The sequence below is a fragment of the Bradyrhizobium sp. F1.4.3 genome (assembly GCF_040548375.1).
Classification (GTDB): Bacteria; Pseudomonadota; Alphaproteobacteria; order Rhizobiales; family Xanthobacteraceae; genus Bradyrhizobium.
This window is the reverse complement of the sequence record NZ_JBEPRN010000003.1, coordinates 186,697-211,487: the sequence shown is the minus strand read 5'-3', so window position 1 is coordinate 211,487 and position 24,791 is coordinate 186,697. Positions and strand designations below refer to the sequence as shown.

At 65.1% G+C, this 24,791-nt stretch carries 23 protein-coding genes; 4 read left to right on the top strand and 19 right to left on the bottom strand.

From position 1 onward, the window contains the following. The first annotated feature begins 169 nt into the window (after positions 1–169). Complete coding sequence (locus ABIB73_RS13010; RefSeq protein ID WP_354224626.1) at positions 170–1,252, top strand: DUF2336 domain-containing protein; 1,083 nt, start codon at positions 170–172, stop codon at positions 1,250–1,252. On the opposite strand, the gene ABIB73_RS13005 is transcribed toward ABIB73_RS13010, so the two are convergent. From ABIB73_RS13005 to murJ, 16 genes are all read right to left on the bottom strand, one after another. After that, entirely contained in the window at positions 1,249–1,959 is a 711-nt protein-coding gene (locus ABIB73_RS13005) for a tRNA (guanine(46)-N(7))-methyltransferase TrmB (RefSeq protein WP_354224624.1), read from the bottom strand. The two genes, ABIB73_RS13010 and ABIB73_RS13005, sit on opposite strands and share 4 nt — an antisense overlap. Then, a complete protein-coding gene (locus ABIB73_RS13000; RefSeq protein ID WP_354224622.1) occupies positions 1,956–3,113 on the bottom strand; it encodes a M20 family metallopeptidase in 1,158 nt (385 codons plus the stop codon). Before ABIB73_RS13000 ends, ABIB73_RS13005 begins: the two co-directional genes overlap by 4 nt. Positions 3,114–3,197: 84 nt before the next feature. After that, positions 3,198–3,611, bottom strand: a complete 414-nt coding sequence (locus ABIB73_RS12995) for a helix-turn-helix domain-containing protein (RefSeq protein WP_194478651.1) — start codon at positions 3,609–3,611, stop codon at positions 3,198–3,200. 220 nt (positions 3,612–3,831) lie between these two features. Next, entirely contained in the window at positions 3,832–5,445 is a 1,614-nt protein-coding gene (gene lnt / locus ABIB73_RS12990; protein WP_354224620.1) for an apolipoprotein N-acyltransferase, read from the bottom strand. Beyond that, on the bottom strand, positions 5,442–6,560 hold the full coding sequence (locus tag ABIB73_RS12985; RefSeq protein ID WP_354224618.1) for a hemolysin family protein: 1,119 nt from the start codon (positions 6,558–6,560) through the stop codon (positions 5,442–5,444). The genes lnt and ABIB73_RS12985 overlap by 4 nt, the downstream gene beginning before the upstream one ends. Positions 6,561–6,573: 13 nt before the next feature. Beyond that, complete coding sequence (ybeY, locus tag ABIB73_RS12980) at positions 6,574–7,071, bottom strand: rRNA maturation RNase YbeY (protein ID WP_354224616.1); 498 nt, start codon at positions 7,069–7,071, stop codon at positions 6,574–6,576. Between the two features lie 59 nt (positions 7,072–7,130). Further along, positions 7,131–8,129: a PhoH family protein gene (locus ABIB73_RS12975; protein WP_354224614.1), complete on the bottom strand. Its 999-nt coding sequence runs from the start codon at positions 8,127–8,129 to the stop codon at positions 7,131–7,133. Positions 8,130–8,193: 64 nt separating this feature from the next. Beyond that, positions 8,194–9,591, bottom strand: a complete 1,398-nt coding sequence (gene miaB / locus ABIB73_RS12970; protein WP_354224612.1) for a tRNA (N6-isopentenyl adenosine(37)-C2)-methylthiotransferase MiaB — start codon at positions 9,589–9,591, stop codon at positions 8,194–8,196. Between the two features lie 191 nt (positions 9,592–9,782). Next, positions 9,783–10,463, bottom strand: coding sequence for an HAD family hydrolase (locus ABIB73_RS12965; RefSeq protein ID WP_354224610.1), 681 nt, complete (start codon positions 10,461–10,463; stop codon positions 9,783–9,785). Next, positions 10,463–10,918 carry a Fur family transcriptional regulator gene (locus tag ABIB73_RS12960; RefSeq protein WP_354224609.1) on the bottom strand — a complete coding sequence of 152 codons (456 nt, stop codon included), beginning with the start codon at positions 10,916–10,918 and terminating at the stop codon, positions 10,463–10,465. Before ABIB73_RS12960 ends, ABIB73_RS12965 begins: the two co-directional genes overlap by 1 nt. 38 nt (positions 10,919–10,956) lie before the next feature. Further along, positions 10,957–11,442, bottom strand: coding sequence for a ribosomal protein S18-alanine N-acetyltransferase (gene rimI, locus ABIB73_RS12955; protein WP_354224607.1), 486 nt, complete (start codon positions 11,440–11,442; stop codon positions 10,957–10,959). A gap of 10 nt (positions 11,443–11,452) precedes the next feature. Then, complete coding sequence (tsaB, locus tag ABIB73_RS12950; protein ID WP_354224605.1) at positions 11,453–12,148, bottom strand: tRNA (adenosine(37)-N6)-threonylcarbamoyltransferase complex dimerization subunit type 1 TsaB; 696 nt, start codon at positions 12,146–12,148, stop codon at positions 11,453–11,455. 170 nt (positions 12,149–12,318) lie between these two features. Beyond that, the gene (locus ABIB73_RS12945; RefSeq protein ID WP_354224603.1) at positions 12,319–12,888 is read right to left on the bottom strand and encodes a NifU family protein; all 570 of its coding nucleotides are present in this window, start codon (positions 12,886–12,888) and stop codon (positions 12,319–12,321) included. A 298-nt stretch (positions 12,889–13,186) separates the two neighbouring features. Then, complete coding sequence (locus ABIB73_RS12940) at positions 13,187–13,681, bottom strand: universal stress protein (RefSeq protein WP_354224601.1); 495 nt, start codon at positions 13,679–13,681, stop codon at positions 13,187–13,189. Positions 13,682–13,789: 108 nt separating this feature from the next. Beyond that, on the bottom strand, positions 13,790–14,842 hold the full coding sequence (gene trpS, locus ABIB73_RS12935; protein ID WP_354224599.1) for a tryptophan--tRNA ligase: 1,053 nt from the start codon (positions 14,840–14,842) through the stop codon (positions 13,790–13,792). Positions 14,843–14,915: 73 nt separating this feature from the next. Then, positions 14,916–16,466, bottom strand: coding sequence for a murein biosynthesis integral membrane protein MurJ (gene murJ, locus ABIB73_RS12930; protein WP_354224597.1), 1,551 nt, complete (start codon positions 16,464–16,466; stop codon positions 14,916–14,918). 185 nt (positions 16,467–16,651) lie between these two features. Here murJ and ABIB73_RS12925 point away from each other — a divergent pair, with 185 nt between their 5' ends. Continuing rightward, positions 16,652–17,653 carry an adenosine kinase gene (locus ABIB73_RS12925; protein WP_354224595.1) on the top strand — a complete coding sequence of 334 codons (1,002 nt, stop codon included), beginning with the start codon at positions 16,652–16,654 and terminating at the stop codon, positions 17,651–17,653. A 154-nt stretch (positions 17,654–17,807) separates the two neighbouring features. Here the strand turns inward: ABIB73_RS12925 and ABIB73_RS12920 are convergent, their stop codons facing one another. After that, positions 17,808–19,001 carry a serine hydrolase domain-containing protein gene (locus tag ABIB73_RS12920; RefSeq protein ID WP_354224593.1) on the bottom strand — a complete coding sequence of 398 codons (1,194 nt, stop codon included), beginning with the start codon at positions 18,999–19,001 and terminating at the stop codon, positions 17,808–17,810. A gap of 336 nt (positions 19,002–19,337) precedes the next feature. On the opposite strand from ABIB73_RS12920, the gene ABIB73_RS12915 reads away from it, so the two are divergent. Together ABIB73_RS12915 and ABIB73_RS12910 are read left to right on the top strand one after the other, a co-directional pair. Beyond that, positions 19,338–19,658 (top strand): hypothetical protein, encoded by a 321-nt coding sequence (locus ABIB73_RS12915; RefSeq protein ID WP_354224591.1) that lies wholly within the window; start codon positions 19,338–19,340, stop codon positions 19,656–19,658. Positions 19,659–19,768: 110 nt separating this feature from the next. Next, on the top strand, positions 19,769–21,262 hold the full coding sequence (locus ABIB73_RS12910; protein ID WP_354224590.1) for an NAD-dependent succinate-semialdehyde dehydrogenase: 1,494 nt from the start codon (positions 19,769–19,771) through the stop codon (positions 21,260–21,262). A 48-nt stretch (positions 21,263–21,310) separates the two neighbouring features. Here the strand turns inward: ABIB73_RS12910 and ABIB73_RS12905 are convergent, their stop codons facing one another. Further along, positions 21,311–23,527, bottom strand: coding sequence for an SLC26A/SulP transporter family protein (locus ABIB73_RS12905; protein WP_354224588.1), 2,217 nt, complete (start codon positions 23,525–23,527; stop codon positions 21,311–21,313). Between the two features lie 331 nt (positions 23,528–23,858). Then, positions 23,859–24,773 carry a phosphoribosylaminoimidazolesuccinocarboxamide synthase gene (locus ABIB73_RS12900; protein ID WP_354224586.1) on the bottom strand — a complete coding sequence of 305 codons (915 nt, stop codon included), beginning with the start codon at positions 24,771–24,773 and terminating at the stop codon, positions 23,859–23,861. Positions 24,774–24,791 lie beyond the last annotated feature (18 nt).

Here is a 24,791-nt window from a genome sequence, read left to right as displayed (position 1 = left end):
TTCTACCCTCCCGGACAAGGCCCATCGCAGACGCGCGCGGGCTTTTTGCGTCCCGTTTGGCGCCCCCGGGAGCAACGCTTCCTTCATGAAGGGGGCCTAAATTCCCCGATTGCGGGGCGGCTTGAGCCTATGGCGCGCCCGCGGCGTGCCAGATTTGAGTTGCGTTTCCATGACCGTTGCCACGTCGCTCATTCCCGGACTGGACGATATCGTCAGACGCGGCGATCCCAAGCGCCGTGGCGAGATCGCGCGCGCCATCGCCCAGTTGTTCTTCCAGGACGCCGCAAAGCTTCGTCCCGATCTCGTCGAACTCTTCGACAATCTTCTGATCGACCTTGTCCCGCATGCCGAGCTTGCCTCGCGTACCGATCTCGCCGAGCGCTTCTCGCAACTGGACAATGCACCGCCTCGTCTGGTGGGCCAGCTCGCCCGCGAAAATGAAATCATGGTGGCGGGTCCCCTGCTGCGCCGCTCGCCCGTGCTCGATGAAGCCGCGCTCGTCGATATCGCGCGGCTGAAGGGCCAGGGTCATCTGTTGGCGATGACGGAGCGGCCGACATTGTCGGCGCAGATCACCGACGTGCTGGTCGAGCGCGGCGATCGCGACGTGGTGCGCCGCGCCGCCGGCAATGCCGGCGCGATGTTTTCGCCGGGCGGCTATTCGGAATTGATCAAGCGCGCGAGCCAGGACGGCGTGCTGACGCTCAAGATCGGCCAGCGCGAGGATCTCTCCGGCGAGCATCTCAAGGAGCTTCTCAACGGCACGCTCGACGTCATTCGCCGTCGACTCTCGAGCGTGGTCAAGCCCGACCGCCAGGTCGAGATCAAGCGCGCCATGGCCGCGATCGAGGAAGCCACGCTGCCGCCCGGCCCGCGGCGCGATTTCACGGCCGCGCAGCGCACGGTGCTCGGCCTGCATCGCGGGGGCCATCTCGGCGAGAGCGCGCTGCTCGGCTTCGCCAAGGCGCATAAATACGAGGAATCGATCGCCTCGCTCTCGGCGATGTCCGGCGTGAGACTCACGATCCTCGACCGCCTGATTGCGGGCGACCGCCACGATCCGATTTTGATCCTGGGCCGGTTGCTGAACCTGGGCTGGCCCACGGTGCGCGCACTGATCCTGATGTGGTACGGCCCGAATCGCACGCCGGCCGATGCCGATCTTGAGCAGGCGCGCGTGAACTTCACGCGCCTGATGCCGGCGACGGCAGAGCGCGTCGTGAATTTCTGGCGCAACCGGCGGTCGATCTAGCGCCTTCGAAACCGCAAGTAAGCCGCCTTGCGTCCCTCGCGCGCAGCCTTTCGCCCGTAGCGCGTCATGGTGTAGCCGGTCCAGGGCAGCCGGAAATCATCGGCGCATTCCGCAAGCCACTGAAAATCCTGTGCGCGCGCGAGATGCGACAGCGTCCAGGCGCAGTAATCGTCGATGTCGCAAACGAAGCGGAATTCGCCGCCGGCCTTGAGCACGCGCGCCATCGCCGCAATTGTTCTGTCCTGGACAAAGCGCCGCTTCCAGTGCCGCCGTTTCGGCCAGGGATCGGGATGGATCAGGTCGATCCGCGACAGCGAGGCCTTCGGCAGCCAGGCCAGCAGCTCGGCGGCATCCCCCGCGAACAGGCGGATATTGCCGATGTTGCCCGCCTCGATCTGCGCGAGGATTTTCGCCATGCCGTTGACATAGGGCTCGCAGCCGATGAAGCCGGTTGCGGGAAAACTCTGCGCCTCAGCCGCGAGATGCTCGCCGCCGCCGAATCCGATCTCGAGCCGCGCATCGTCGGCTGCGGGATCGAAGATCTCGCAGGCATTCGCCGGGGCCTTAGCCGCGATGTCGAGCGCAAGATGCGGCAGCAGATGATCGATCAGTTCGGCCTGGTGCTGCCTGAGCTTGTGGCCCTTGCGGCGTCCGAAGAAGGCGCGCTCGCTGTCCTCGCGCTCAGGATCTGATTTGCGCTCGCTCATCGCAGCGTTTGATACAGGCGGTAGAGCAGTCGCGCGCGCGGTTCGAGCGAAGAGACATAGAGCTGCTCATAATGGGTATGCGCGCCCTTGCCGTCGACACCGAGTCCGTCGAGCGTGCCGGTGTGCGGGGCCGTGAAGTTGCCATCCGAGCCACCGCCGGTGTGCGTGTCGATCAAGTCGAAGCCAATCTCCGTGGCGAGCGTCTTCGCATGCTCGTACAGCGAGGCGCCCGCATTGCCCTTCTCATAGGGCGGGCGATTGAGCTCGCCGGTGACCTTGACGGTGACGCCTTCGGTCTTCGATGTCAGCCCGAGGATCTTGCCGACGAACTCGTCTGCATCAGTGAAGCCCGGCACGCGCAGATCGACTTCGGCATAGGCTTCTTCCGGCGTCACGTTGGGGCGCGTGCCGCCGCGCACCACGCCGACATTGACGGTGACGCCGCGCTTCAAATCGTTCATCCCTTCCAGCGCGTGGATGACGTTGGCGAGCTCGCGGACGGCGCTGCGGCCGTCTTCGGGTCGCGAGCCGGCGTGCGCGGGCACGCCCTTGATGAACACCTGGAATCGACCGACGCCCTTGCGGCCGGTGACGATCTTGCCGCCGTCGCGCGCAGGTTCCGTCACTAGCACGTACTTGGCCTTGCGTCCTTCCTTCTCGATGAGCGCCCGCGAAGTGGGGCTGCCGATCTCCTCGTCGGAGGTGAACATATGGGTGATGCCGAGTGGCGAACGATCGGCCGTGACGCAAAGCTCGCGAAAGGCGTGATAGGCGATGTAGGCGCCGCCCTTCATGTCGTAGATGCCGGGACCGAACGCGCTGTCGCCTTCGACCTTGAACGGCAGGCGTGCGATGAATCCCAGGGGATGAACGGTATCGAGATGACTGAGCACCAGGATACCCGGCCGGTCCTGGCCCCAGGTCGAACGCACCACGAGATGATCGCCGCAACCATCGATGCCGGCGACACGTTCGAGCGTGACGGGCAGATCGCGATAATGCTCGGCAACCAGCGAGGTCAGCTTGTTGACCTGTTCAGGCACTTCCGTCGGCGTCTCGATCTCCACCCAGCGGCGGATGCCGTCGAGAATGGTTTGGGAATCGAACGAATTGGTGCTCGTCATGGACGCATCTCTGCCTTTGAACCGGATCATCGGAGAGGACGCGCTTAAAACACGCCCGCAAATGACGACATAGGCCAGATTTGGCGCAGTCTCAAATCGGAATGAAGTGGCGCGTCAGCGCTTGTCGGGCCCCTCGCGGGCGGCGATCTGCTCGACGAGATCGACGATCGAGCGGCGCAGCTTCGAATCGGTGATTCGGGTGAACGCCTTGGTCAGCGCGAGCCCTTCGGAGGTCGCAAGGAAGTCGGAGACATAGGAGGGCGAGGCGCCTTCCGCGAAGCCGTTGGGGCCGGCCACGCCGCTCGGACCGCCTTCGAACAGGAACGACACCGGCACCTGGAGGATTTCGGCGATCTGTTGAATACGGCTCGCGCCGACCCGGTTGGTGCCCTTCTCGTATTTCTGAATCTGCTGGAATGTCAGGCCCAAAGCTTCACCGAGCTTTTCCTGGCTCATGCCCAACATGATGCGGCGCATCCGCACGCGACTGCCGACATATTTGTCAACAGGGTTGGGCGCTTTCGACATTTCCTCAGCCCTCCAAACACCACCGTCGGCGCAATAGAAGTATTGCCTCAGGTGACAGCGACGTCAAAACTTCACTCTGATTGGGGAAACATTGCGGAGAAATTTAGCAATGCACCGCTGTCTTGTGCAGCCGGTGCAGAATGAGGAGCCCGCGTGCAGTCTGTCAACCATGGGACTACGGTTGTCAAAGGTTTCCGGCCGCTTCGGCACGACGGCGTGATCAGGGGTGCCGTTTGGCCACACGTCGCCGCACCGCCAGAATCACAGCCAGCGCGACGAGCATGGCTGCGGGGATATCGCCGATTCTCGCATAGATAGTGGGCGGGATTGCGGTGGGCAGGCTTGCATCCAAAATTCCTTCGATTCCGAGCCCGAGGCTGGCGACCGTTCGTCCCACCGGATCGATCACAGCAGAGACGCCGGTATTTGCGGAGCGGACCAGCGGCAGCCCGAGTTCGATGGCGCGCATCCGCGCCTGCTCCAGATGCTGGTACGGACCGGTCGAGATGCCGAACCAGCCGTCATTGGTGAGGTTCACGATCCAGCCCGGGCGCTCATCGCGCCCCCCAACCTCGCCGGGGAAGATTGCCTCGTAGCAGATCAGCGGCAGCGCAGGCGGCGCACCCGGCACCGGCAGCACGTGCCGCACCGTGCCGGGAATGAAGCCGCCGCGCACCCGCGTCAGTTGCTCGAAGCCGAGCGTCTCCATCGTGTCCTGGAACGGAAGATATTCTCCGAACGGCACCAGGTGCAGCTTGTCGTAGACTGCGAGCACGCTGCCGTCGTGGTCGATCAGGTAGATTGAATTGTAGGCGCGCGTGATCGGCTTGCCCGGCGGCAGGTCGGGGGCGCGCACCGATCCGGTGATCAGCACCGTTCCCTTTGGCAACAGCTCGGCGATCTCAGCCATCGCGTCGGCTTCGCGGGTCAGGAAGAACGGAAAGGCGGATTCCGGCCAGATCAGGATGGTGGCATCGCGCACGCCGGTCGATTGCGGTCCGGAGGCGCGGTCCGACAGCGCGAGATATTTCTTCATCACTTCCGCCTTGGCGGCGTAGTTGAACTTTGCGTCCTGCTGGAGGTTCGGCTGCATCAGGCGCAGCTTGGCGCCCGCGACCATCGTGGTCGGATGCAGCGACAGGCGGATGGCGCCGAAGATGCCCATCACGATCAGGAGCGCGATCGCCGCGGCCGGCACGCGCCATGGCATGCGGCGATTGGGCGTGCGGTCGATCAGCGCCGCAGGACTCGCGAAGATCGCGACCGTGAGGAATGTCATGCCCCACTGGCCGATCAGCGATGCCGTCTGCGCCAACGGCAGCGGCTCCGAGAGCGCATAGCCGAAGGCGTTCCAGGGAAAGCCGGTCAGCGCGTGGCCGCGGAGCCATTCGGCGACGGTGAGGCTTGCGGCGAGCGCGAGAATGCGCGTGGCATCCTTGGTCCAGAGCAAGCGGGCCAGCGCGAAACCGATTGCCGTGAAAATGGAGAGATAGGCCGGCAAGCCCAGCACGGCGAAGGGCGTCAGCCACGCGAACACATCCGCGTCGACAAAGAAGGCGTAGCCGATCCAGTAGAGACCGGGGACGAAATAGCCGAGCCCGAACCAGTAGCCGGTCAGCGCCGCGGCGGGGACGCCGCCAAGCCGCCCGGCGCCCGCGCCGTCGATCAGCCAGACCAGCACCGGGAAGGTGATGAACAGCACCGGCCAGGCATTGAACGGTGCCAGCGCCAGAACCGACAATGCGCCGGCCGCCATCGCAACGACGGCGCGTTTCCAGCCCCAGGTCAGGATGACGGCGAGCGCGATCTGGCGGAAGCGCTGGAACAGGCTCACTGCGGACCGGTCCCGTCGGCAGGCGGCGGAGTGGGCGTGTCGCCGGCCGGCGGCTGACCACCTTCCGGCGTGGCTTCGCGGCGGCGGCTCTCACGCTGGGTGCGTGGCGCTGGACGTTCCTTGCGCGTCGAGATTCGCAGCCGCTTGACGCGGCGCGGATCGGCATCGAGCACCTCGACTTCGTAATTGCCGGGGCCCGAGATCACCTCGCCGCGCACCGGCAGGCGGCCGACGAAGCTGACGAGATAGCCGCCCAGCGTCTCCACTTCCTCGCCGGCCTCTCCGGTAACGAAGTCTTCGCCGATCACCGAGCGGACGTCGTCGAGGCTGGCGCGGGCATCGGCGATGAAGGCATTGTCGGGCAGGCGTACGATCGAGGGCGGCTCGTCGCTGTCATGCTCGTCGTCGATCTCGCCGACGATCTGCTCGACGATGTCCTCGAGCGAAACCAGCCCGTCGCTGCCGCCATATTCGTCGACGACCAGCGCGAGGTGAATGCGGGTCGCCTGCATCTGCGCGAGCAGGTCGATCGCCCGCATCGACGGCGGAACGTAGAGCAGCTTGCGGATGATGCGCGCATCCTGGAGCGGCAGCGCGAGATCGACCGTGCGCAAGTCGAGCCCAGCCGGCAGCGGCTTCTTGCGTTTGGCCTTGGTTGCGTCCGGCACGCGGGCGCGCGCGGTCATGAAGGCGAGCAGGTCGCGGATGTGGACGATGCCGACGGGATCGTCGAGCGTCTCGTTGTAGACCACGAGGCGCGAATGGCCGGCGCTCTCGAAGCGGTCCATCAATTCGCCGAGCGGGATGTCGCGCTTCACTGCGATGATGTCGGCGCGATGCACCATGACGTCGGCGATGCGGCGCTCGTGCAGACCGAGGATGTTGCGCAGCATGGTGCGCTCGACGGTCGAGAAGCCGGTGTCGTCGGGCGTGGTGGCGTCGAGCACGACCTGGAGATCGTCGCGCACCGATCCTGCCTTCCAGCCGAACAGCGTGCGGATGGCACGCAGCAGCCAGCCGTCCGCGGTCGGGCGCAGCACCTCGCCGGGCGTCACCACGGCCGGCAGGTTGGGCGTGTTGCGCGGATTGTCGTGGGTCGGGTCGGAATCCGGCATCTCAATCCATCCGTCAGTGGTCGGCATAGGGGTCGGGGATGCCGAGATGCGCCAGGATCTGCGTTTCGAGCGCTTCCATCTCCTCCGCGTCGTCGTCGTTTTCGTGGTCGAAGCCGATCAAATGCAGGAAACCATGCACGGCAAGATGGCTCAGATGATGGTCAAACGGCTTCTGCTCGTCGTCCGCTTCGCGCCGCATGGTCTCATAGGCGATCGCGATGTCGCCGAGCATGCGCGGCGCATCGCCCGGCTTCCACTCGCCTTCCGGCTGGAGCGCGGGAAACGACAGCACATTGGTCGGCTTGTCGATGCCGCGCCAGTTGCTGTTGAGGGTGCGGATGCCGGCATCATCGGTCAGCATTACCGCCACTTCCGCCTCCGCCACGTCTTCGTCGACCGATTCGGCCGCCGCTGCGACCGCGCGCTGGATCACGGCTTCGGCGTCGGGCTCGCTCTGCCAGCAATCGGCGACGACGAGGACCTCGGTCATGGGAAGGTTGGGATGCGACATGGCTTTGTTCGGAACGAAGGGCGCTGTGTCCGCGCCTGCATGGTTCCGCTGTTGTCTCGTCAGGATCTGTTGCCGGCGGGTGGCCGCTGCGGCAGCCCTTCGTAGGCGGAGACGATCCGCGCCACGAGCTCGTGGCGGATCACGTCTTCGGCGGTGAACTGCACTTGCGCGATGCCTTCGACGCCGGCCAAGAGCCTGGTCGCTTCCGCCAGCCCCGAGGTCTGGCCGTTCGGCAGGTCGATCTGCGAGGGATCGCCGGTCACGATCATGCGGCTGTTTTCGCCGAGACGGGTCAGGAACATCTTCATCTGCATCGATGTCGTGTTCTGCGCCTCGTCCAGGATGATGGCGGCGTTGGTCAGCGTGCGGCCGCGCATGAAGGCGAGCGGCGCGATCTCGATTTCGCCGGTCTGGAGCGCGCGCTCGACGATGCGCGCGTCCATCAGGTCGTAGAGCGCGTCATAGATCGGGCGCAGATAGGGATCGACCTTCTCGCGGAGATCGCCGGGCAGGAAGCCGAGCCGCTCGCCGGCTTCCACCGCCGGACGCGACAGGATGATCTTGTCGACCTCCTTGCGCTCGAACAGTTGCGCGGCATGCGCGACCGCGAGCCAGGTCTTGCCGGTGCCGGCGGGGCCGATCCCGAACACCAGTTCGTGCCGCTTCAGCGCGCGGATATAGGAATCCTGCGCCGCGGTGCGCGCCCGCACCGGGCGCTTGCGCAGATTGATGCTGTCGAAGGTCGACTTGGCCGACTTGGCGTCGAACTCGAACAGCGAGCCCTGCGCGATCACGGCGCGGATCGCCCCTTCGACTTCGCCCTGGTCGACGTCCTGCCCCTGCACCGCCTGGGCATAGAGCGTCTCCAGCACGCGGCGCGCGGCATCGCAGCCGTCGCGCGTGCCGCCGATGGTGATGTGGTTGCCCTTGGAGTCGACGACGACGCCGAGCCGTCGCTCGATCTGCGCCAGGTTCTGGCCATAGGGGCCGACCAGCGCGGATGCAGCGCGGTTGTCGTCGAAGTCGATGACGACCTGGGTCTCGGGCGGAACTTGCATGTCGCGGTCAAATTTGCGGCTGGGAGCTAACGAGGACGAATCCGATGCGCTTTTTGGCAAGGGTTCAGGCTCCAGTGGCAATGGTTGATAAAACGGGCTCGCGTGCTGTGCGCGGCGCTACGAGCTCACCGAGGAAACTGTAGCGCTCGAGGCTGTCGATCCGGACCGGCAGGATTTGTCCGATGATGTCGGGCGAGGCCATCACATGCGCGGGCTGAAGGAAAGCGGTGCGGCCGACGATCTGGCCGTCCTTGCGCGCCGGACGTTCGAACAGCACGTCGACCGTTGCGCCAATCGCGGCCTTGTTGAAGGCCGATTGCTGGCTGTCGATCAGTTCCTGGAGCCGCTCCAATCGCTGGTCCATCTCGCGGGGGGACACCGTCTCCTGCATGTCCGCGGCCGGCGTTCCCGGCCGGGCGGAGTATTTGAACGAATATGCCGCAGCGTAGCCGATTTGCGTGACAAGTGCGAGCGTGGCGAGAAAATCTTGCTCGCTCTCGCCGGGGAAGCCGACGATAAAATCCGATGAAAAAGCAATGTCTTGGCGGGCAGCCCGGAAACGGTCGATGACACGCCGGTAATCATCGGCGGTATGTTTCCGGTTCATGGCGGCCAGGATCCGGTCCGAACCCGACTGTACCGGCAGATGCACGAACGGCATCAGCTCGCCGAGATCGCGATGGGCCGCGATCAGACCGTCATCGACGTCGCGGGGATGGCTGGTCGAATAGCGCAGTCGCGCGATGCCGGGAATCCACGCCAGATGTTCGAGCAATTTGCCGAGCCCCCAGCTTTGTCCGTCCGGCCCGTCGCCGTGATAGGCGTTGACGTTCTGCCCGATCAGCGTGAGCTCGCGCACGCCGTTGTCAGCCAGCCGCTTCACGTCGTCGACGATCTTTCCCACCGGCCGCGAGACTTCGGCGCCCCGCGTATAGGGCACGACGCAGAAGGTGCAGAACTTGTCGCAGCCTTCCTGCACCGTGACGAAAGCGGAAATGCCGCGCGCCCGGATCGCCTCGGGCTTTGGCTGGGCGAGGAAGCCGAACTTGTCCGCGGCCGGAAACTCGGTCTCGATCGCGCGGCCCTGGTTGCCGGCGCGCTTCAACAGCTCGGGCAGATGATGATAGCTCTGGGGGCCGACCACGACGTCGACCGCCGGCGCGCGGCGCACGATTTCTTCGCCTTCGGCCTGCGCCACGCAGCCCGCCACCGCGATCTGCATCACGCGTCCCCCGCGCGCGGCCTCGTCCTTGGCGACGCGCAGGCGGCCGAGCTCGGAATAGACTTTTTCGGAGGCCTTTTCGCGGATGTGGCAGGTGTTGAGGATGACGAGGTCGGCATCCTCGGCGTTCGCCGTCTCCACGAATCCTTCCGGGGCCAGCGTGTCCACCATGCGCTGGGCATCGTAGACGTTCATCTGGCAGCCATATGATTTGATGTGCAGCTTGCGCGGCGGCTTCATGGAACCCGGAATGGAGGCGGAGGACGGCCCTCAGATATAGGCTGGAGCGGCGAGAATCCAGCGAATGAGGCCATTTAGGCCGTCGTTCCCGGGCGCACGTCAGCGCGAAGAGCGGAATCTCGCGCCAAATCCTCTGGATTCCGGGTTCAAGCGCTCTGCACGTGCCCCGGAATGACCGCGAGGGGGCAAAATCAGCCCGCCAAGGCGTCGGTCTTGACCCGCCGGACCAGCTCCGGCAGCCGGCGCATGTCGGCAAAGAGCAGGTCGGCTCCGGCCTGGCGCAGGGTCTCGGCATAGCCGTCGCGGCAATGGCTGCCGCCGTGGAAACCGAACACGGTCATTCCGGCGGCCCGCGCGCCGGCAATTCCCGCCAGACTATCCTCGATCACGACACACCGCTCTGGTGGTACGCCCATTTCGTGGGCCGCGAACAGGAACAGGTCCGGCGCCGGCTTGCCGTTCTTCACCTGCGAGGCCGAGAAGATGTTCGGCGCAAGGCGCTCGTAGAGCCCGGTGCTTCCGAGGCTCACGCGCATGCGTTGATGCGAACCGCTGGAGGCCACGCAGACGGCTTGCGTGACGACATCGAGCACGTCGTGGATGCCGCGGATTTCCTCAAGGTCGGCTTCGAACGAGCGAAACAGCTCGTCCTGCAACTCGCCGTGATAGGCGTCAGGCAGCTTGCGGCCGAGCTCGGATTCGATTTCGAGATTGGCTTGCCGCGTCGAGCGCCCGAGAAAGCGCGCGAACACCTGCTCCGATGTGATCGGGTAGCCGTGCCGGCTCAGCACATCGGCATGCGCGCGACAGGAGATCTCCTCGCTGTCAACGAGCACGCCGTCGCAATCGAAGATGATGAGATCTACGGGCACTAGGACGTCGGCTTGTCGTCGTCAAGCGGGACGCAATAGAGCTCGAGCCGGTGATCGACCAGCTTGTAGCCGAGCTTGCGGGCGATCTCCGCCTGGAGCTTCTCGATCTCTTCCGAGGTGAACTCGATCACCTTGCCGTCGCGCAGATTGATGAGGTGGTCGTGATGGCTGTCGCGCATGGTCTCATAGCGCGCGCGGCCTTCGCGGAAATCGTGGCGTTCGATGATGCCGGCATCCTCGAACAGCTTGACGGTACGATAGACTGTCGAGATCGAGATCTTGTCGTCGACCGCGACGCAGCGCCGGTACAGTTCCTCGACGTCGGGATGATCGACCGCCTCTGCAAGTACGCGGGCAATGACACGGCGCTGCTCGGTCATGCGCATGCCGGTCGCGGCACAGCGCGCCTCGATGCCGGTCGCCTTGGATACGGAGGAAGGTTTAAGTCCAGTCATAGGGTGTCTGCCTGACGGGGCGCTTTCTGCCATCAAACTTACGACAAGTCACGTCGCATCAGAAGTGCGTTCAATTGTTCCCCGTTGGCCTGCTTATAGTAGCGTTCGCGGCGTCCGACCACCACGAATCCGCTCCTGTCGTAGAGCCGTCGCGCCGGCTGGTTGTTCTCTTCGACCTCCAGAAATATCGTTCGGACGCGGCGTCCCGCAAGGTGGCCGAGATGGGTCATCAGCAGCGTGCGGGAGAGGCCGCGGCCGCGGTGCGCCTGATCGACCGCAATCGAAAGGATCTCAGCTTCATCGGCGCCGATCCGCGACACCGCGAAGCCGATCGTCTTGCGGCCCAGGCGCAGTCGATGCACGAGCGTGTTGCGCTCGCTGAGCATGGTCTCGAACTCGCCTTCGCCCCAGCCGCGCGCGAAGGAAGCGCCGTGAAGCTGTGCCAGCCGCGCGGCGTCGCGCGCGGAAGCGGGCTCAACGGCGGCGGTGCCGCCGCGCCACCATTCCGAAAACCACCTCATCATGAGTTTGGCATCATGAAGTTACGGCTTGTGCTGCGAGCGGCTTCTGTACTGCCGGCTTTGCATCGGGCGCGCGCAGATAGAACGGTCGCGCCGGCGTGGCGTCGGGATCGGCGGCAGCGCCGAGCCATGCGACCCATGTAATGTCGGGCCCGGCCTGTGCGTCGACCGCAACCGGTTGGGGCACGTCCTTCGGCCAGCGCTCGGCAAGAATTTTTGCAGCATTGCCGACCAGGTGCGGGGCGCCGAACTCCGAGGCGGCGATCGCCTCATCGACGCTGGCGACTTTCGGCCGCACCAGCTGACTGCCGTCGCCGGCGACGATCTGGAAATAGACGTGATCGTGCCGCGCATCGATCGCCGAGATCACTGGCGCCGCTCTGCCCTGGCCGACGATGGCGGCGGCATAGGCCGACAATGTCGTCAGCCCGACGGCCGGCCTTTTGGCCGCGAGCGCAAGGCCGCGTGCCGCCGAAATGCCGACGCGCAGGCCGGTGAAGCTGCCGGGACCGACGGTGACCGCGATGCGGTCCAGCGCCATGAAGGCGAGATTGGCCGATTGCATGACGCGCGCGATCATCGGCATCAGCGCCTCGGCGTGGCCGCGCTTCATCAACAGCGATTCCTGCGCAAGGAGCTCGCCGGCGTCGGTGTCGAGAACGGCGGCCGCGCACGCCTCCAGCGCGGTATCGATGGCAAGGATCAGCATGGAACGATCGTAGCATCATCCGTCATGGAATGCTCGTCGTCATGGCCGGGCGCGTCCCGGCCATCCACGCCTTTGCCGCCCCCAGAACGTGGATGCCCGGCACATCTAGCGCGAAGACGCGCTTCGCGCTCTTAGCCGGGCATGACGGTGTGGGGCATCCGGCGCCCAGCCTACATCGGCCGGACTTCGACCACGTCGGGCACGAAATGCTTCAAGAGGTTCTGGATGCCGTGCTGGAGCGTCGCGGTCGATGACGGGCAGCCGGAGCAGGCGCCCTTCATGTTGAGATAGACGATGCCGTCCTTGAAGCCGCGGAAGGTGATATCGCCGCCGTCATTGGCGACGGCGGGCCGCACGCGGGTCTCGATCAAATCCTTGATCATGTCGACCGTCTCGGCATCGGCCTCGTCGAAGAACTCGTCCTCGTTATCGAGGTCGGCATCGCTCCCCGCCGCACCGTCGGCGAGCAGCGGCGCGCCGGACATGTAGTGCTCCATGATGGCGCCGAGGATCGCGGGCTTGAGCTGCTGCCATTCCCCGTTCGCCTTGGTCACGGTGATGAAGTCCGATCCATAGAACACGCCGGTGACGCCGGGCACGTCGAACAGCTTCTCGGCGAGCGGCGAGCGGGCCGCGGTTTCGCGGCTCGCAAACTCCATCGGGCTGCCGTCGACCACGACGCGGCCGGGAATGAATTTGAGCGTGGCGGGATTGGGAGTGGCTTCGGTCTGAATGAACATGGCTTTCTCCGGACGTCGCCGGTTCAAGGCCGGCGCGTAGGCTATCCAGTAGCAGATGGCGACGGCAAACGCACGGTCAAGGGGTGGCTGGAAATTCGGCTATAGCTTTCAGTGAGTTAGGGCGGTGCTCACCCTCCCCTGGAGGGGGAGGGTCGATCGCGCGCAGCGCGAGCGGGGTGGGGTGATCTCTCCACCCGGGCACTGTTCGAGGCGGAGGCACCGTCACCCCACCCCGCTTCGCATTTCGCTTCGCTCCATGCGAAGCGACCCTCCCCCTCCAGGGGAGGGTAAGAACGAGCTACGACAGCGAATCCACGCTTTGGTCGCTGAGCGCGCCGGACACGATCATGACCGGAACCGGGAACGTGCCCAGCGCATGCGCGAGCAGCGCCACGAGCGGCCCCGGCCCTTCCGCGCCGGGACTGGCGGCGAGCACGAGCATGGCGATGTCGGGATCCTCGTCGATCACCGCGAGCAGCTGTTCCATCGCAGCGCCTTCGCGGATGACGCGCTCCGGCGTGATCGCGGCGATGCCATTGGCGCGGCCGGCGGCGCGGTCGAGGGCGGCCTCCGCCGCTTCATGCGCCTCGGCGCGCATGATGTCGGCGACGCCCAGCCATTGCTGGTTCTGGTCCTCGATCTCGATGATGCGCAGCATCACCACGCCGCCGTCGGCGCGGATCGCCCAGCGGCTGGCGTAATAGACCGCGCGATCCCATTCGGCGGTGTCGTCAACGATGACAAGGCATTTGGGCTTGTGACCCGGCTCGAAGCACTGTCGCTTGCTGGTCATGCATGTCCCGGCGTGTGCATGGCCGGCATGCTGCCACACTCCCTCGATCTTTGGGAGAGGGGACGTCGGCCGGCGCCGTGGCGCAGGCCGATTTCACGAACGCAGTAATCAGCGCCGGCGGATGAAGCCGACGATATCCTTGGAGAGCTTCATGGTCTCGTCGGCGATCGCGCGGGCCCGGTCGGCACCGTCGTTCAGGATCGCTTCGATATGACCGGGGTCGGCGACGAGACGCTTCATCTCACCTGCGATCGGCGAGAGTTTGGTGACGCACAGCTCGACCAGCGCGTTCTTGAAGCTGGAAAACTGGCCGCCGCCGAATTCGCGCAGCACGTCGGCCTTGGAGCGGCTGGAGAGCGCGGCAAAGATGCCGACGAGATTGTCGGCCTCGGGACGCGCTTCCAGGCCCTTCTCTTCGCTCGGCAGCGGCTCCGGGTCGGTCTTCGCCTTGCGGACCTTCTGCGCGATGGTGTCGGCATCGTCGGTCAGGTTGATGCGCGAATTGTCCGACGCATCCGACTTCGACATCTTCTTGGTGCCGTCGCGCAAGGACATCACGCGCGTCGCCGGCCCCGTGATCAGCGGCTCCGGCAGCGGGAAGAACAGGCCGTCATTGGCGCCGTGGCTACGGATCGAGTCGCCGAAGTCGTTGTTGAACTTCTGCGCGATGTCGCGCGAGAGCTCGAGATGCTGCTTCTGGTCCTCGCCGACCGGAACGTGGGTGGCGCGGTAGAGCAGGATGTCGGCCGCCATCAGCACGGGATAGTCGAATAGCCCGACCGACGCATTCTCGCGGTCCTTGCCGGCCTTCTCCTTGAACTGGGTCATGCGGCCCAGCCAGCCCATGCGCGCCACGCAGTTGAAGATCCAGGCGAGCTCGGCATGGCCCGAGACCTGGCTCTGGTTGAATACGATGTGCTTCTTCGGATCGATGCCGCTCGCGATGAACGCAGCTGTCACCTCGCGGGTGTTGCGCGCGAGTTCGACCGGTCCGCCCCAGACGTCGACGCCCTGCGTGATCGCGTGCATGTCGACGACGCAATAGATGCAGTTATGGGTTTCCTGCATCTTCACGAAGTTGACGATTGCGCCGAGATAGTTGCCGAGGTGCAGATTGCCCGTCGGCTGGACGCCCGAAAAAACCCGTTCAACGAATGCCATGGCAGCTTTCCTGCAAGATACGGGGCGTCGTTTCCAACAGCGGCGCTGCTCCGTCAAGGGTAATTCGCTGGCCTCACGCGACGGGATCTGGCCGGGCGGGGCGCTTCAGGGCGTTAACGGCCTCGCGCAAGGAGGCGACCCCGAGGATTTGCAGGAGCGCGCCATAGACGGCGATCCCCGCCGCGATCTGCAAGCCCAGCGCGACGAATCTGATGAGGCCATGGGCCTCGGCGGGCGTCAGCCCCGCGGTCAGCCACAGCAGGCCGCCCATGACAGTCGCGGCGAGCACGATCCGCGGCAGCCGTTTGCGGGCGGCGGCGTCGACCGAGAAGCCGAACTCGGTGGTGCCCTTGCGGAGCAGCGAGAGCGCGCTGCTGCAGGCGCCAGCCGCGATGCTGGCGGCGATTCCGGTCGCGCCAAAGAAGTGGCCAAGCACGACAGCGAGGGCAATCGCGACCACGAACCCCTTGGCCGTTGCCAGCAGCGGCGTCATCGTGTCGTTGCGGGCGTAGAAGGCCGGCGACAGCGCCTTGATCAGGACGTGCGCCGGCAGGCCCAGCGCCAGCCACATCAGCGCGCGGGCGGTGGCTGCGCTGTCCTCCGCGCCGAAGGCGCCATGCTCGAACAAGAGCCGCACGATCGGGGCGGCCAGCACGATCAGGCCGAGCGTGGCCGGGAGCGCGAGCCCGGTCGCCAACTCCAGCGCGCGCGATTCCGCATGCGCCACCGCGTCACGGTCGCCGCTGCCGACAGCGCGCGTCAGCTCCGGCACCAGCACCGTGCCCATGGCGACGCCGACAATGCCGAGCGGCAGCTCGATCAGGCGGTTGGCAAAATAGAGCCAGGAGACGGCGGACGGCGTCGCGGAAGCGATGATGGCGCCGGCCACCATCAGCCATTGCGGGCCCGAGCTTGCGATCATGCCGGGAACAGCCTTGGCGAAAAAGCTGCGCATCTCTTTGTCGAAGTTTGCGCGCAACGGTGTCGCAAGGCGGGCACTTCGTTGCGACAGCAGCATCAGGAGTTGCAGCAGGCCGGCGATGCCGACCGTGGCCGCCAGCATCCATGCGGCGACGGTCGCATCGGCGTGCCCCAGCAGCAGAACCGCGATCGCGGCGATCAGGGCGATGTTGAACAGCAGCGGCGAAAATGCGGTCAGCGCAAATCGCCCTCGCGCGTTCAGCAATCCCATCAGCACCGTGACCGGGCCGGCAAAGGCGAGATAGGGCAGCATCAGCCGCGCGCTCTCGACGGCGAGATCGAGAGTGTGGCTACCGCGAAAGCCCGGCGCGATCACCGTGATGATCAGCGGCATTGCGAGCGCAATGACGATCGAGATCGCGATCAGGGTCACGCTGACCGTGCCGAGCACGCGTCCCGCGAACGCGGACGCGGCCTCCTCGCCATCACGCTCACGGACACGCAGCCAGGCCGGGATCAGCGCCGCATTGAGGGCCCCTTCGCTGAGCAGTCGCCGCACGACGTTGACGAGCTGGAAGGCGGCCAAAAACGCGTCCGCCACGGCGCCGGTGCCCAACAACGCGGCAATCATGGAATCGCGTGCAAAACCCAACAGCCGCGAGGCCAGTGTTCCCGTCGAGACTGTCAGGAAGGAGCGGATCATCGGGCGTACATACCATGGCGTTTTCGAACGAAGTGGCCCCGGTTCGCGTGAAGAAAACGCGTCAAAGGACAACCCTCGTTGCTTGCCCGCAAAGGCCCGGTCGTGATAGGCCGCGAGCTACATTTTCAGGCCGACAGGAAGCGGATTTTCCGCAACTCCGCAATCGGGCAACGGGATCAAAGTGAATGGCTGACGTGAAATATGACGTTCTCGGCATCGGCAACGCGCTGTTCGACGTGCTGGTCCGGACCGATGAAGCCTTTTTGGCCAGGCACGGCATGACCAAGGGCAGCATGTCCCTGATCGACGAGGCGCGGGCCGCGGCGATCTACCAGGACATGGGTCCAGCCACGGAAGTCTCGGGCGGCTCGGCCGCCAACACCATCGTCGGCATCGGCAGCCTGGGGGCGCGCGCGGCCTATGTCGGCAAGGTCAAGGACGACCAGATCGGCAAGCTCTATGTGCACGACATCCGCGCCGCCGGCGTGGCTTTCAACACGCCCGCCGCGAAGGACGGTCCTGCGACCGGCTGCTCGTACATCCTGGTGACGGCGGACGGCGAGCGCACCATGAACACCTATCTCGGCGCCGCGCAGGACCTGTCGCCCGCCGATATCGATCCGGCCGAGATCGCCAGCGCCGGCATCGTCTATCTCGAAGGCTATCTCTGGGACCCCAAGAACGCCAAGGATGCCTTCGTCAAAGCCGCCAAGATCGCCCATGACGCCAAGCGCAAGGTGGCGCTGACGCTGTCGGATTCCTTCTGCGTCGATCGCTATCGCGAGGAGTTTCTGGCGCTGATGCGCGACGGCACCGTCGACGTCGTCTTCGCCAACGAGTCCGAGCTGCATTCGCTCTATACGACTTCCGACTTCGACACCGCGCTGAAGCAGTTGCGCAACGACGTCGATCTCGGCGTGGTCACCCGCAGCGAGAAGGGCTGCATGGTGGTGACGCCGGAAGATGCCGTCGCCGCGCCTGCGTCCCCCATTGCCCAGCTGGTCGATACCACCGGCGCCGGCGACCTCTTTGCCGCCGGTTTCTTGTTCGGCCTGGCGCGCGAGCTGCCGTACAAGCAGTGCGGCCAGCTCGGTGCGCTCGCCGCTGCCGAAGTGATCCAGCACATCGGCGCCCGCCCGCAGGGGTCGCTGAAGGAGCTGGCCCGGCAACGCGGACTGACGGCGTAACGCTCGCAATGACGATGGGGATGCGCGCTCGCGCCTCACTCTCAGTCGTCATGCCCGGGCCTACCCCGGGCATCCACGTCCTTCCTGGTGCGCGGCTGCACGTGGATGGCCGGGACAAGCCCGGCCATGACGGATGGCGAGAGTTGTTTGCCTCTTACGCCGCCTTCTGCCCGCTCCCCGCATCGAGCCCGGCATAAACCCCGCGCTCGAAGCCCGCGAATGCTTCCAGGCACCTCCCATCCGCAAACGGCAGCACTTGCATCAGGATCACGCCGGTAACGTCGCGCGCAGGATCGATCCAGTAATAGGTGTTGGCGAGGCCCGCCCAGGCGAGGCTGCCCGCGCTGCGGCCCTCCGCCGTCTTGGCAGTGTTGATCATGAAGCTGAGGCCCCATTTCTTCACCTGATCCGGATAGAGATCGACATCGTTGGTGTACATCGGCGCAGCCGTGGTCAGCTTGGTCATGTTGAGATCGCCGATGTGGTTCTGCCCCATCGTCGCGACCGTCTCCGCTTTGAGCACCTGATTGCCGTTGCCGCGGCCCTTGTTCAGGATCATCTGGGTGAACTTGATGTAGTCGGCCGCGGTCGAATAGAGCCCGCCGCCACCCATGTGGAATTCCGGCTCCTGCTCGAGCTCGAACGGGATCGCGGCGAGCTGGCCGTCCTCGCCGCGTGCATGCATGCCGACCAGGCGCTTACGCATGTTGTCGGTGATCTTGAAGCCGGTGTCGCTCATGCCGAGCGGCGCGAACAGATTTTCGCGCAAATAGGCATCTAACCGTTTGCCGCTGACGGCTTCCACGGCCTTGCCGACGAAATCGATATTGGTGCCGTATTCCCAGCGCGTGCCGGGATCGGTCATGATCGGCGTCTTCAGCGCGGCGTTCTGGCAGGTGGTGATTGCGGGGATGCCGGACTTCTCGAGATGGATTGCGAGATCGCCGTTCCACATGTTGTAGGCGAAGCCGGCAGTGTGGGTCATGAGCTGACGTAGCGTGATCGGCCCCTGGGCCGCACGCAGCTTCGGCTCGCCTTTGGCGTCAAAGCCTTCGAGCACCTGCGGCTTGGCGAGATCGGGGAGCAGCGATCCGATCGGCGCATCCAGCGACAACTTGCCCTGCTCGATCAGTTGCATCGCGCCCGCGGCCGTCACCGCCTTCGTCATCGACGCGATCCAGAACACGCTGTCCGCGGTCATCGCATCGGGCTTGGACAAATCGCGCTTGCCGAACGCGCCCTGATACAGCACGTCGTTACCGCTGGCGGCGATGGCGACGACGCCGGGAATCTCCTTGGCCTCACTCTTCTGGCGCAGAATCTCATCGATCTGGGCTTGGCTTCGCATGCGCGTTTCCTCCGGTTTGATTGTTTTTGGAAGTGATCGATTGTCCTCCCGCAGGTCGCGGGCGGCAAGTATCTCAACCTCCGCACCGGTCGCGATGTCGTGACTTGACGGTCCATGCTCCACGCAGGACGACTGAACTGCAACACGTCGTCACAATCTGCGGTGGATGGCCGCACTTCGCGGTGACCCCGGATGGGCTCCGGCGATATGTTTCGAGAGTTTGGAGCACTTGAAGCATTTTGTGCGTTGCGGCGATCAGCTCTCGGCCCGATCGGCCGCTGACGCTAAGATTTGAAGCAAATTTGGCGGCCCAGAGCGGCCGCGAGGGAACCTTTGATGATTTCGACCTGGGGCGAATGGAAGCGCTACCCCCGTCCCGGACGGGGCGAAAATCTCGAAGCGCCGATTTCGCCGGGCATCTACGAGGTTCGGACCGCCGGCACCGGCGCGCTGTATTCGTTCGGTGCCGTCGACAATCTGGCGCAGGCCCTGGCGCTGCTGCCGGTCGGCTCGAAATCGTGGTTCGGCCGTCGCGATACTTCCGATGCGCCCGATCTCGAATACCGGACGTGCGCGACCTCCTCGAAGGCCGACGCCAAGGCCGCAGCCGAGCGCATGATCGGCCGGCGCGAGACCTATATGAGCGGCGCGGCGTAACCATTTTGCTCCGAGTTTAATTCCCGGCAGATGTGCGTTGCGGGACGGTGCATTGCGCGCCGCTTGTCCTTATATTCCGGGCCGATCCGATCGCCCGAAGGAGCAACGCCATGACCCCGACCGCCGCCGCACGCGCCCAACACGCCACCTCAACCCTGCGCGACCGGTTGAAGGATCCTTCGCTGCTGAAGGAAGCCTGTTATATCGACGGCGCCTGGGTCGGCACGCCGGTCTTTGCCGTGAACAATCCCGCGACCGGTGTCGAGATCGCAAAAGTCCCGCAGCTTGGCGCGGACGACACGACCAAAGCGGTTGAGGCTGCCCAGCGCGCGTTCCCGGCCTGGGCCAAGCACACCGCCAAGCAACGCTCCAACATTTTGCGTAAATGGTTCGAGCTGATTATCGCCAACCGCGAGGATCTCGCGCTGATCCTCACCTCCGAGCAGGGCAAGCCGCTCTCCGAGGCGCTCGGCGAGGTCGACATCGGCGGTGCCTATGTCGAGTTTTTCGCGGAAGAGGCGAGGCGCGTCTATGGCGAGACCATCCCGACGCAGCGGCCCGATGCGCGCCTGCTTGCAATCAAGCAGCCGATCGGCGTCTGCGGCGCCATCACGCCGTGGAATTTCCCGAACTCGATGATCACGCGAAAGGTTTCGCCCGCACTCGCGGCCGGCTGTACCGTGGTCCTGAAGCCCGCGAACGAAACACCGTTGTCCGCGCTGGCGCTTGCTGCGCTCGCCGAGAAGGCGGGCGTGCCCAAGGGCGTGTTCAATATCATCACCGGTGACGCGCCGCCGATCGGCAAGGTGCTGTGCGAGCATCCGGCGGTGCGCTTCGTCGGCTTCACCGGCTCGACCGCCGTCGGCAAGATTCTCTATCAGCAGGCCTCCGTCGGCGTGAAGCGGCTCGGCCTGGAGCTCGGCGGCAATGCGCCGTTCGTGGTGTTCGACGACGCCGATATCGATGCGGCGGTCGAAGGCGCGATCGTCTCGAAATACCGCAATATGGGCCAGACCTGCGTCTGCGCCAATCGCCTTTACGCCCAGGACAAGATCTACGACGAGTTCGTGCAGAAGCTGTCGAAGAAGGTCGCGGCGATGAAGATCGGCGACGGTACTGAGAGCGGCGTCACGCAGGGGCCCCTGATCAATTTGAAAGCGGTCGACAAAGTCGAGCGCCACATCGCGGACGCCGTGAAGCGCGGCGCCAAGGTTGTCACTGGCGGCAAGCGCAGCGAGCTCGGACGCTCGTTCTTCGAGCCGACCGTGCTGGCCGACGTCAAGCCGGACTCACTGGTGGCGCAGGAAGAAACCTTTGGCCCGCTCGCGCCAGTGATCCGCTTCAAGGACGAGGCCGACGTGGTTGCGATGTGCAACGCCTCGCCGTTCGGTCTCGCCTCCTACTTCTATTCCCGCGATCTCGGCCGCGTCTGGCGCGTCGCCGAAGCGCTTGAGTCCGGCATGGTCGGAGTCAACACCGGTCTGATCACCACCGAAGTCGCGCCCTTCGGCGGCGTCAAGGAGAGTGGCCTCGGCCGTGAAGGCTCTCGTCACGGCATGGAAGAATATGTCGAGATCAAGTACGTGATGATGGCGGGGGTGTAGGCCTCGCTTTGTATGCAAAACCCAGGATCCATCCGGGCTGCGCGTCTGTTACCGCCGCAGCACCGCGATCGTCCGGTTCGCAAACGTCAGCCGCTCCGCCATCACTGACACGAAATAGGTCAGCAGCTTGTGGCTGAGTGCGGGGTCCTCGGCCTTGATGGCGCCGAACTGGTGCGTGTTCAGCACATAGAGCACGCTGTCGACCTCAGCCTGGATGGTGGCGCTGCGCGGGGTCTGCGACACCAGGCCCATCTCGCCGATCGTGGTGTAGCGGCCGAGGCTGCGCACGCGTGTGGTGCGGTCGCCCTCGGCCGGGACCATGATGCCGACGCGGCCATCGAGGATGAAGTGCATGGAATCTGCGGGATCGCCGGCCTGCACGATGACCTCGCCCGCATCGACCTCGAGGCGCTGGCAGCGGCGGATCAGCTCGTCGGCGTCCTCCTCGCTGTCGAGAAGCCCTGTGAACCAGTCGCGCAAGCTGGCCGTTTCCTGCGCCAGCCCCTGATGCTGCGCGATGAGCTCGTTTTCGCACCACTCCAGCGCGTGGTCGAGCTCGGGAATGATGGTGACGCCGTCGCTGATGAAATCGCTGGAGCGCAGTACCTTCTCGGCCGCCGCCGACAGATGCACCAGGATCAGCCCGACGCCGAGATCACCCGCGCTGCGCTTGATCTGGGCAAAGCTGTAGGCGGCCGAGGAGTCGACGCCGGTGACGAGCTTGAAGTCGAACAGCAGATAGCGGCACTCCGGGCGTTCGTGCAGCAATTGCTTGACGTGCTGATAGAGCCGGTTGGCGGAGCCGAAGAACAGATAGCTCTGGAGGTTGAGGCCCTGGATCTTGCCGCCATGAGCCAGCAGCACCTCCTGGTCGTCGCGCGAGCGATCGAGCGACGAGCGATATTCGGAGCCGTCAAAGCTGTATTTGATCGATTCGACCCGCGCTGCACTGAACGCGAAGGTGGCGCAGCCGATGATGACGCCGATCAGGATGCCCGGCACGAAGCCCCAGACGACGATGATCGCGATGATGGCGAGCAGCGACAGATATTCGAGTTTTGAAAGCCGCTTGCGCGACTCGATGATCCATTTGTGGAGCTGGTCGGCGCCGAGATAGAGCAGGAGGCCGCCAAGCACAAATTTCGGGATGAACCCGAGCAGCTCGGGCGCAATGGCGAGCATCAGGAGTGACAGCGCCGCAACCGTGAGGCCTGACAGCCGTCCGCGGCCGCCGCTGCTGAAATTGAGGATCGATCGACTGACCGAGACGCAGCCGGCATATCCGCCGAGCGCGCCGGTCAGGATGTTGGCGGCACCCGTGACGTTCAGCTCGCGCTCCAGATTCGCCTCGCGATGCACGGCGACCTCGATGCCGGTGGTGTTGAAGAGCGTGCTGGAGGCTGTGACGAAGATGACGGCGACGAGGTTGCCGAGCAGGTCCGGCACGGCAAACCAGGGATAGCGAGCGAGATCGTCGGTGTGCCAAGGCAGCATGAAGGCCGCCGTCGGCGGCGGCTGGAAGGTCCAGCCCATGCTGCGCGCCTGATCGAGAGAGACGCCGGTGATCCAGAACGCCAGATGCGCCGTGAGTACGCCGCCGATCAGAATAATCGGAAGTCCAAACGGGCCGCGCGAGCGATGCCAGGTCAGGTACAGCACCAGCGCCATCGCGCACGCCGCGCCCAGCTCAGACAACGCGACTCCATCGGTGAGGCGAAGCAGCGTCGCAAGCTGCACCGGGTGATCGGTGGTCACCCGGATGGCGCCCATGACGATCAGAAGTCCGGTGGCGCCGAGGAAGCCGCCGACCACGGGATAGGGCACGTAGCGGATGGCGCGACCCATCCGCGTCAGCCCCAATCCGCATAGCGCGATCCCGGTCAGCACGGTCGACAGGCCGAGCGTGATCAGGACAGCCGGGAGCAGCGGCGCCGACAGATTGGCCGCCTCAACGCGCTCGACCAGCGATGCGGCCAGAATGCCGGTCACGGCGGCGGTCGAGCTGTCGGGGGCCGCGACCGCGAAGGGCAGGGAACTTCCAAACCCGATGACGGCCGCGAGCACGGCGGAGCTGACGAAGGTGGCGGTGATGCCGTAGGACAGGTAGGGCGACAGCGGCCCCGTGAAGATCAGCAGCGCGTAGGACAGTCCGAAAGTGATGGTCAGGACGCTGGCGGCGCCTCCCCCCAAAATATCATTCAGCGCACGCTTGAGGGATGGACTGACCCCGGTGACCGGATCGAAGCCAATTGCTGGATCTGTCACGCCGTGGCACTCGCTCATGAAAATTCCCGCCCGAGAGGTAGACGACTGCGAGCCTAGCGCAACAGGATTCTTGCAAGTATGAGATAGCCGACAGTTTTCGGGCATCCGGAGAGGATTGCGGTCTGTGCGTGTGAATGGCGGGTCATGCGGCGCGGGTGGATGGGGTGACGCAGCAGCATTGGCTGCACATTCGGTGTCGTCCCGGCGAAGGCCGGGACCTATAACCACAGGGAGACGTTTGGCGAAGACCAGAAGTTCGGTACTCCTACCATCCGCGATCGATAGATTTCGCGGTATGGGTCCCGGCCTTCGCCGGGACGACGATAACGTGCTAAATCTTCAGCTCCGTCCCCGTCACCCGCCGATACGCCTCCAGATAGCGCTTGCTGGTCGCCTCCACCACGCTGGCCGGCAGCGGCGGCGGCGGCGCGTCGCCGTTCCAGCGGCCGGCGTGGCGTTCGACGTCGAGATAGTCGCGCAGCGGCTGCTTGTCGAAGCTCGCCTGCGGCTGGCCCGGCTTGTAGGCATCGACCGCCCAGAAGCGCGAGGAATCCGGCGTCATCACCTCGTCGATCAGGATGATGCGGCCGTCCTTGTCGCGGCCGAACTCGAATTTGGTGTCGGCGATGATGATGCCCTGCTCGCGCGCGAGCTCCTCGCCGAGCGTGTAGAGGGCGCGCGTCATGCTCTCGAGCGTATAAGCCACTTCGTCGCCGACGACCTCGCGCATCCGCGCGATGGTGATGTTCTCGTCATGGCCGGTCTCGGCCTTGGTCGCCGGGCTGAAGATCGCCGGATCGAGCTTCTCGCTCTCGACCAGGCCCGCTTTCAGCTTCTCGCCCGCGAGCGTGCCGGAGCCAGCGTATTCCTTCCAGGCTGAGCCCGAGAGATAGCCGCGGATCACACATTCGATCGGAAACACGGTGGTGCGGCGGCACAGCATGGCGCGGCCGAGGATCTCGGCGCGGTGCGGTTTCAGCGCGGGCACGGCGGCAATGATCTCGTCGGTATCGGCGCTGATCATATGATGCGGCACCACGCCTTCAAGCTCGTTGAACCAGAACGCGCTGATCTGGGTCAGCACCGCGCCCTTCATCGGGATGGTCTCGCCCATCACCACGTCGAAGGCGCTGATGCGGTCGGTGGTGACGAGCAGCAGCCGGTCGTCGTCGACGGCGTAGATATCGCGCACCTTGCCGCGTCCGATCTTGGGGAGCGGTAGGTCGCTGGAGAGCATGGTGGTCATCGGCAAAGCTTTCGCAGA

Excerpts from the sequence above, each read along its gene's own strand:
- ABIB73_RS13010 (WP_354224626.1), top strand. The coding sequence starts at position 170 with ATGACCGTTGCCACGTCGCTCATTCCCGGACTGGACGATATCGTCAGA.
- ABIB73_RS13005 (WP_354224624.1), bottom strand. The coding sequence starts at position 1,959 with ATGAGCGAGCGCAAATCAGATCCTGAGCGCGAGGACAGCGAGCGCGCC.
- ABIB73_RS13000 (WP_354224622.1), bottom strand. The coding sequence starts at position 3,113 with ATGATCCGGTTCAAAGGCAGAGATGCGTCCATGACGAGCACCAATTCG.
- ABIB73_RS12995 (WP_194478651.1), bottom strand. The coding sequence starts at position 3,611 with ATGTCGAAAGCGCCCAACCCTGTTGACAAATATGTCGGCAGTCGCGTG.
- ABIB73_RS12985 (WP_354224618.1), bottom strand. The coding sequence starts at position 6,560 with ATGCCGGATTCCGACCCGACCCACGACAATCCGCGCAACACGCCCAAC.
- ybeY (WP_354224616.1), bottom strand. The coding sequence starts at position 7,071 with ATGTCGCATCCCAACCTTCCCATGACCGAGGTCCTCGTCGTCGCCGAT.
- ABIB73_RS12975 (WP_354224614.1), bottom strand. The coding sequence starts at position 8,129 with ATGCAAGTTCCGCCCGAGACCCAGGTCGTCATCGACTTCGACGACAAC.
- miaB (WP_354224612.1), bottom strand. The coding sequence starts at position 9,591 with ATGAAGCCGCCGCGCAAGCTGCACATCAAATCATATGGCTGCCAGATG.
- ABIB73_RS12960 (WP_354224609.1), bottom strand. The coding sequence starts at position 10,918 with ATGACTGGACTTAAACCTTCCTCCGTATCCAAGGCGACCGGCATCGAG.
- rimI (WP_354224607.1), bottom strand. The coding sequence starts at position 11,442 with ATGATGAGGTGGTTTTCGGAATGGTGGCGCGGCGGCACCGCCGCCGTT.
- tsaB (WP_354224605.1), bottom strand. The coding sequence starts at position 12,148 with ATGCTGATCCTTGCCATCGATACCGCGCTGGAGGCGTGCGCGGCCGCC.
- ABIB73_RS12945 (WP_354224603.1), bottom strand. The coding sequence starts at position 12,888 with ATGTTCATTCAGACCGAAGCCACTCCCAATCCCGCCACGCTCAAATTC.
- ABIB73_RS12940 (WP_354224601.1), bottom strand. The coding sequence starts at position 13,681 with ATGACCAGCAAGCGACAGTGCTTCGAGCCGGGTCACAAGCCCAAATGC.
- trpS (WP_354224599.1), bottom strand. The coding sequence starts at position 14,842 with ATGGCATTCGTTGAACGGGTTTTTTCGGGCGTCCAGCCGACGGGCAAT.
- murJ (WP_354224597.1), bottom strand. The coding sequence starts at position 16,466 with ATGATCCGCTCCTTCCTGACAGTCTCGACGGGAACACTGGCCTCGCGG.
- ABIB73_RS12925 (WP_354224595.1), top strand. The coding sequence starts at position 16,652 with ATGGCTGACGTGAAATATGACGTTCTCGGCATCGGCAACGCGCTGTTC.
- ABIB73_RS12920 (WP_354224593.1), bottom strand. The coding sequence starts at position 19,001 with ATGCGAAGCCAAGCCCAGATCGATGAGATTCTGCGCCAGAAGAGTGAG.
- ABIB73_RS12915 (WP_354224591.1), top strand. The coding sequence starts at position 19,338 with ATGATTTCGACCTGGGGCGAATGGAAGCGCTACCCCCGTCCCGGACGG.
- ABIB73_RS12910 (WP_354224590.1), top strand. The coding sequence starts at position 19,769 with ATGACCCCGACCGCCGCCGCACGCGCCCAACACGCCACCTCAACCCTG.
- ABIB73_RS12900 (WP_354224586.1), bottom strand. The coding sequence starts at position 24,773 with ATGACCACCATGCTCTCCAGCGACCTACCGCTCCCCAAGATCGGACGC.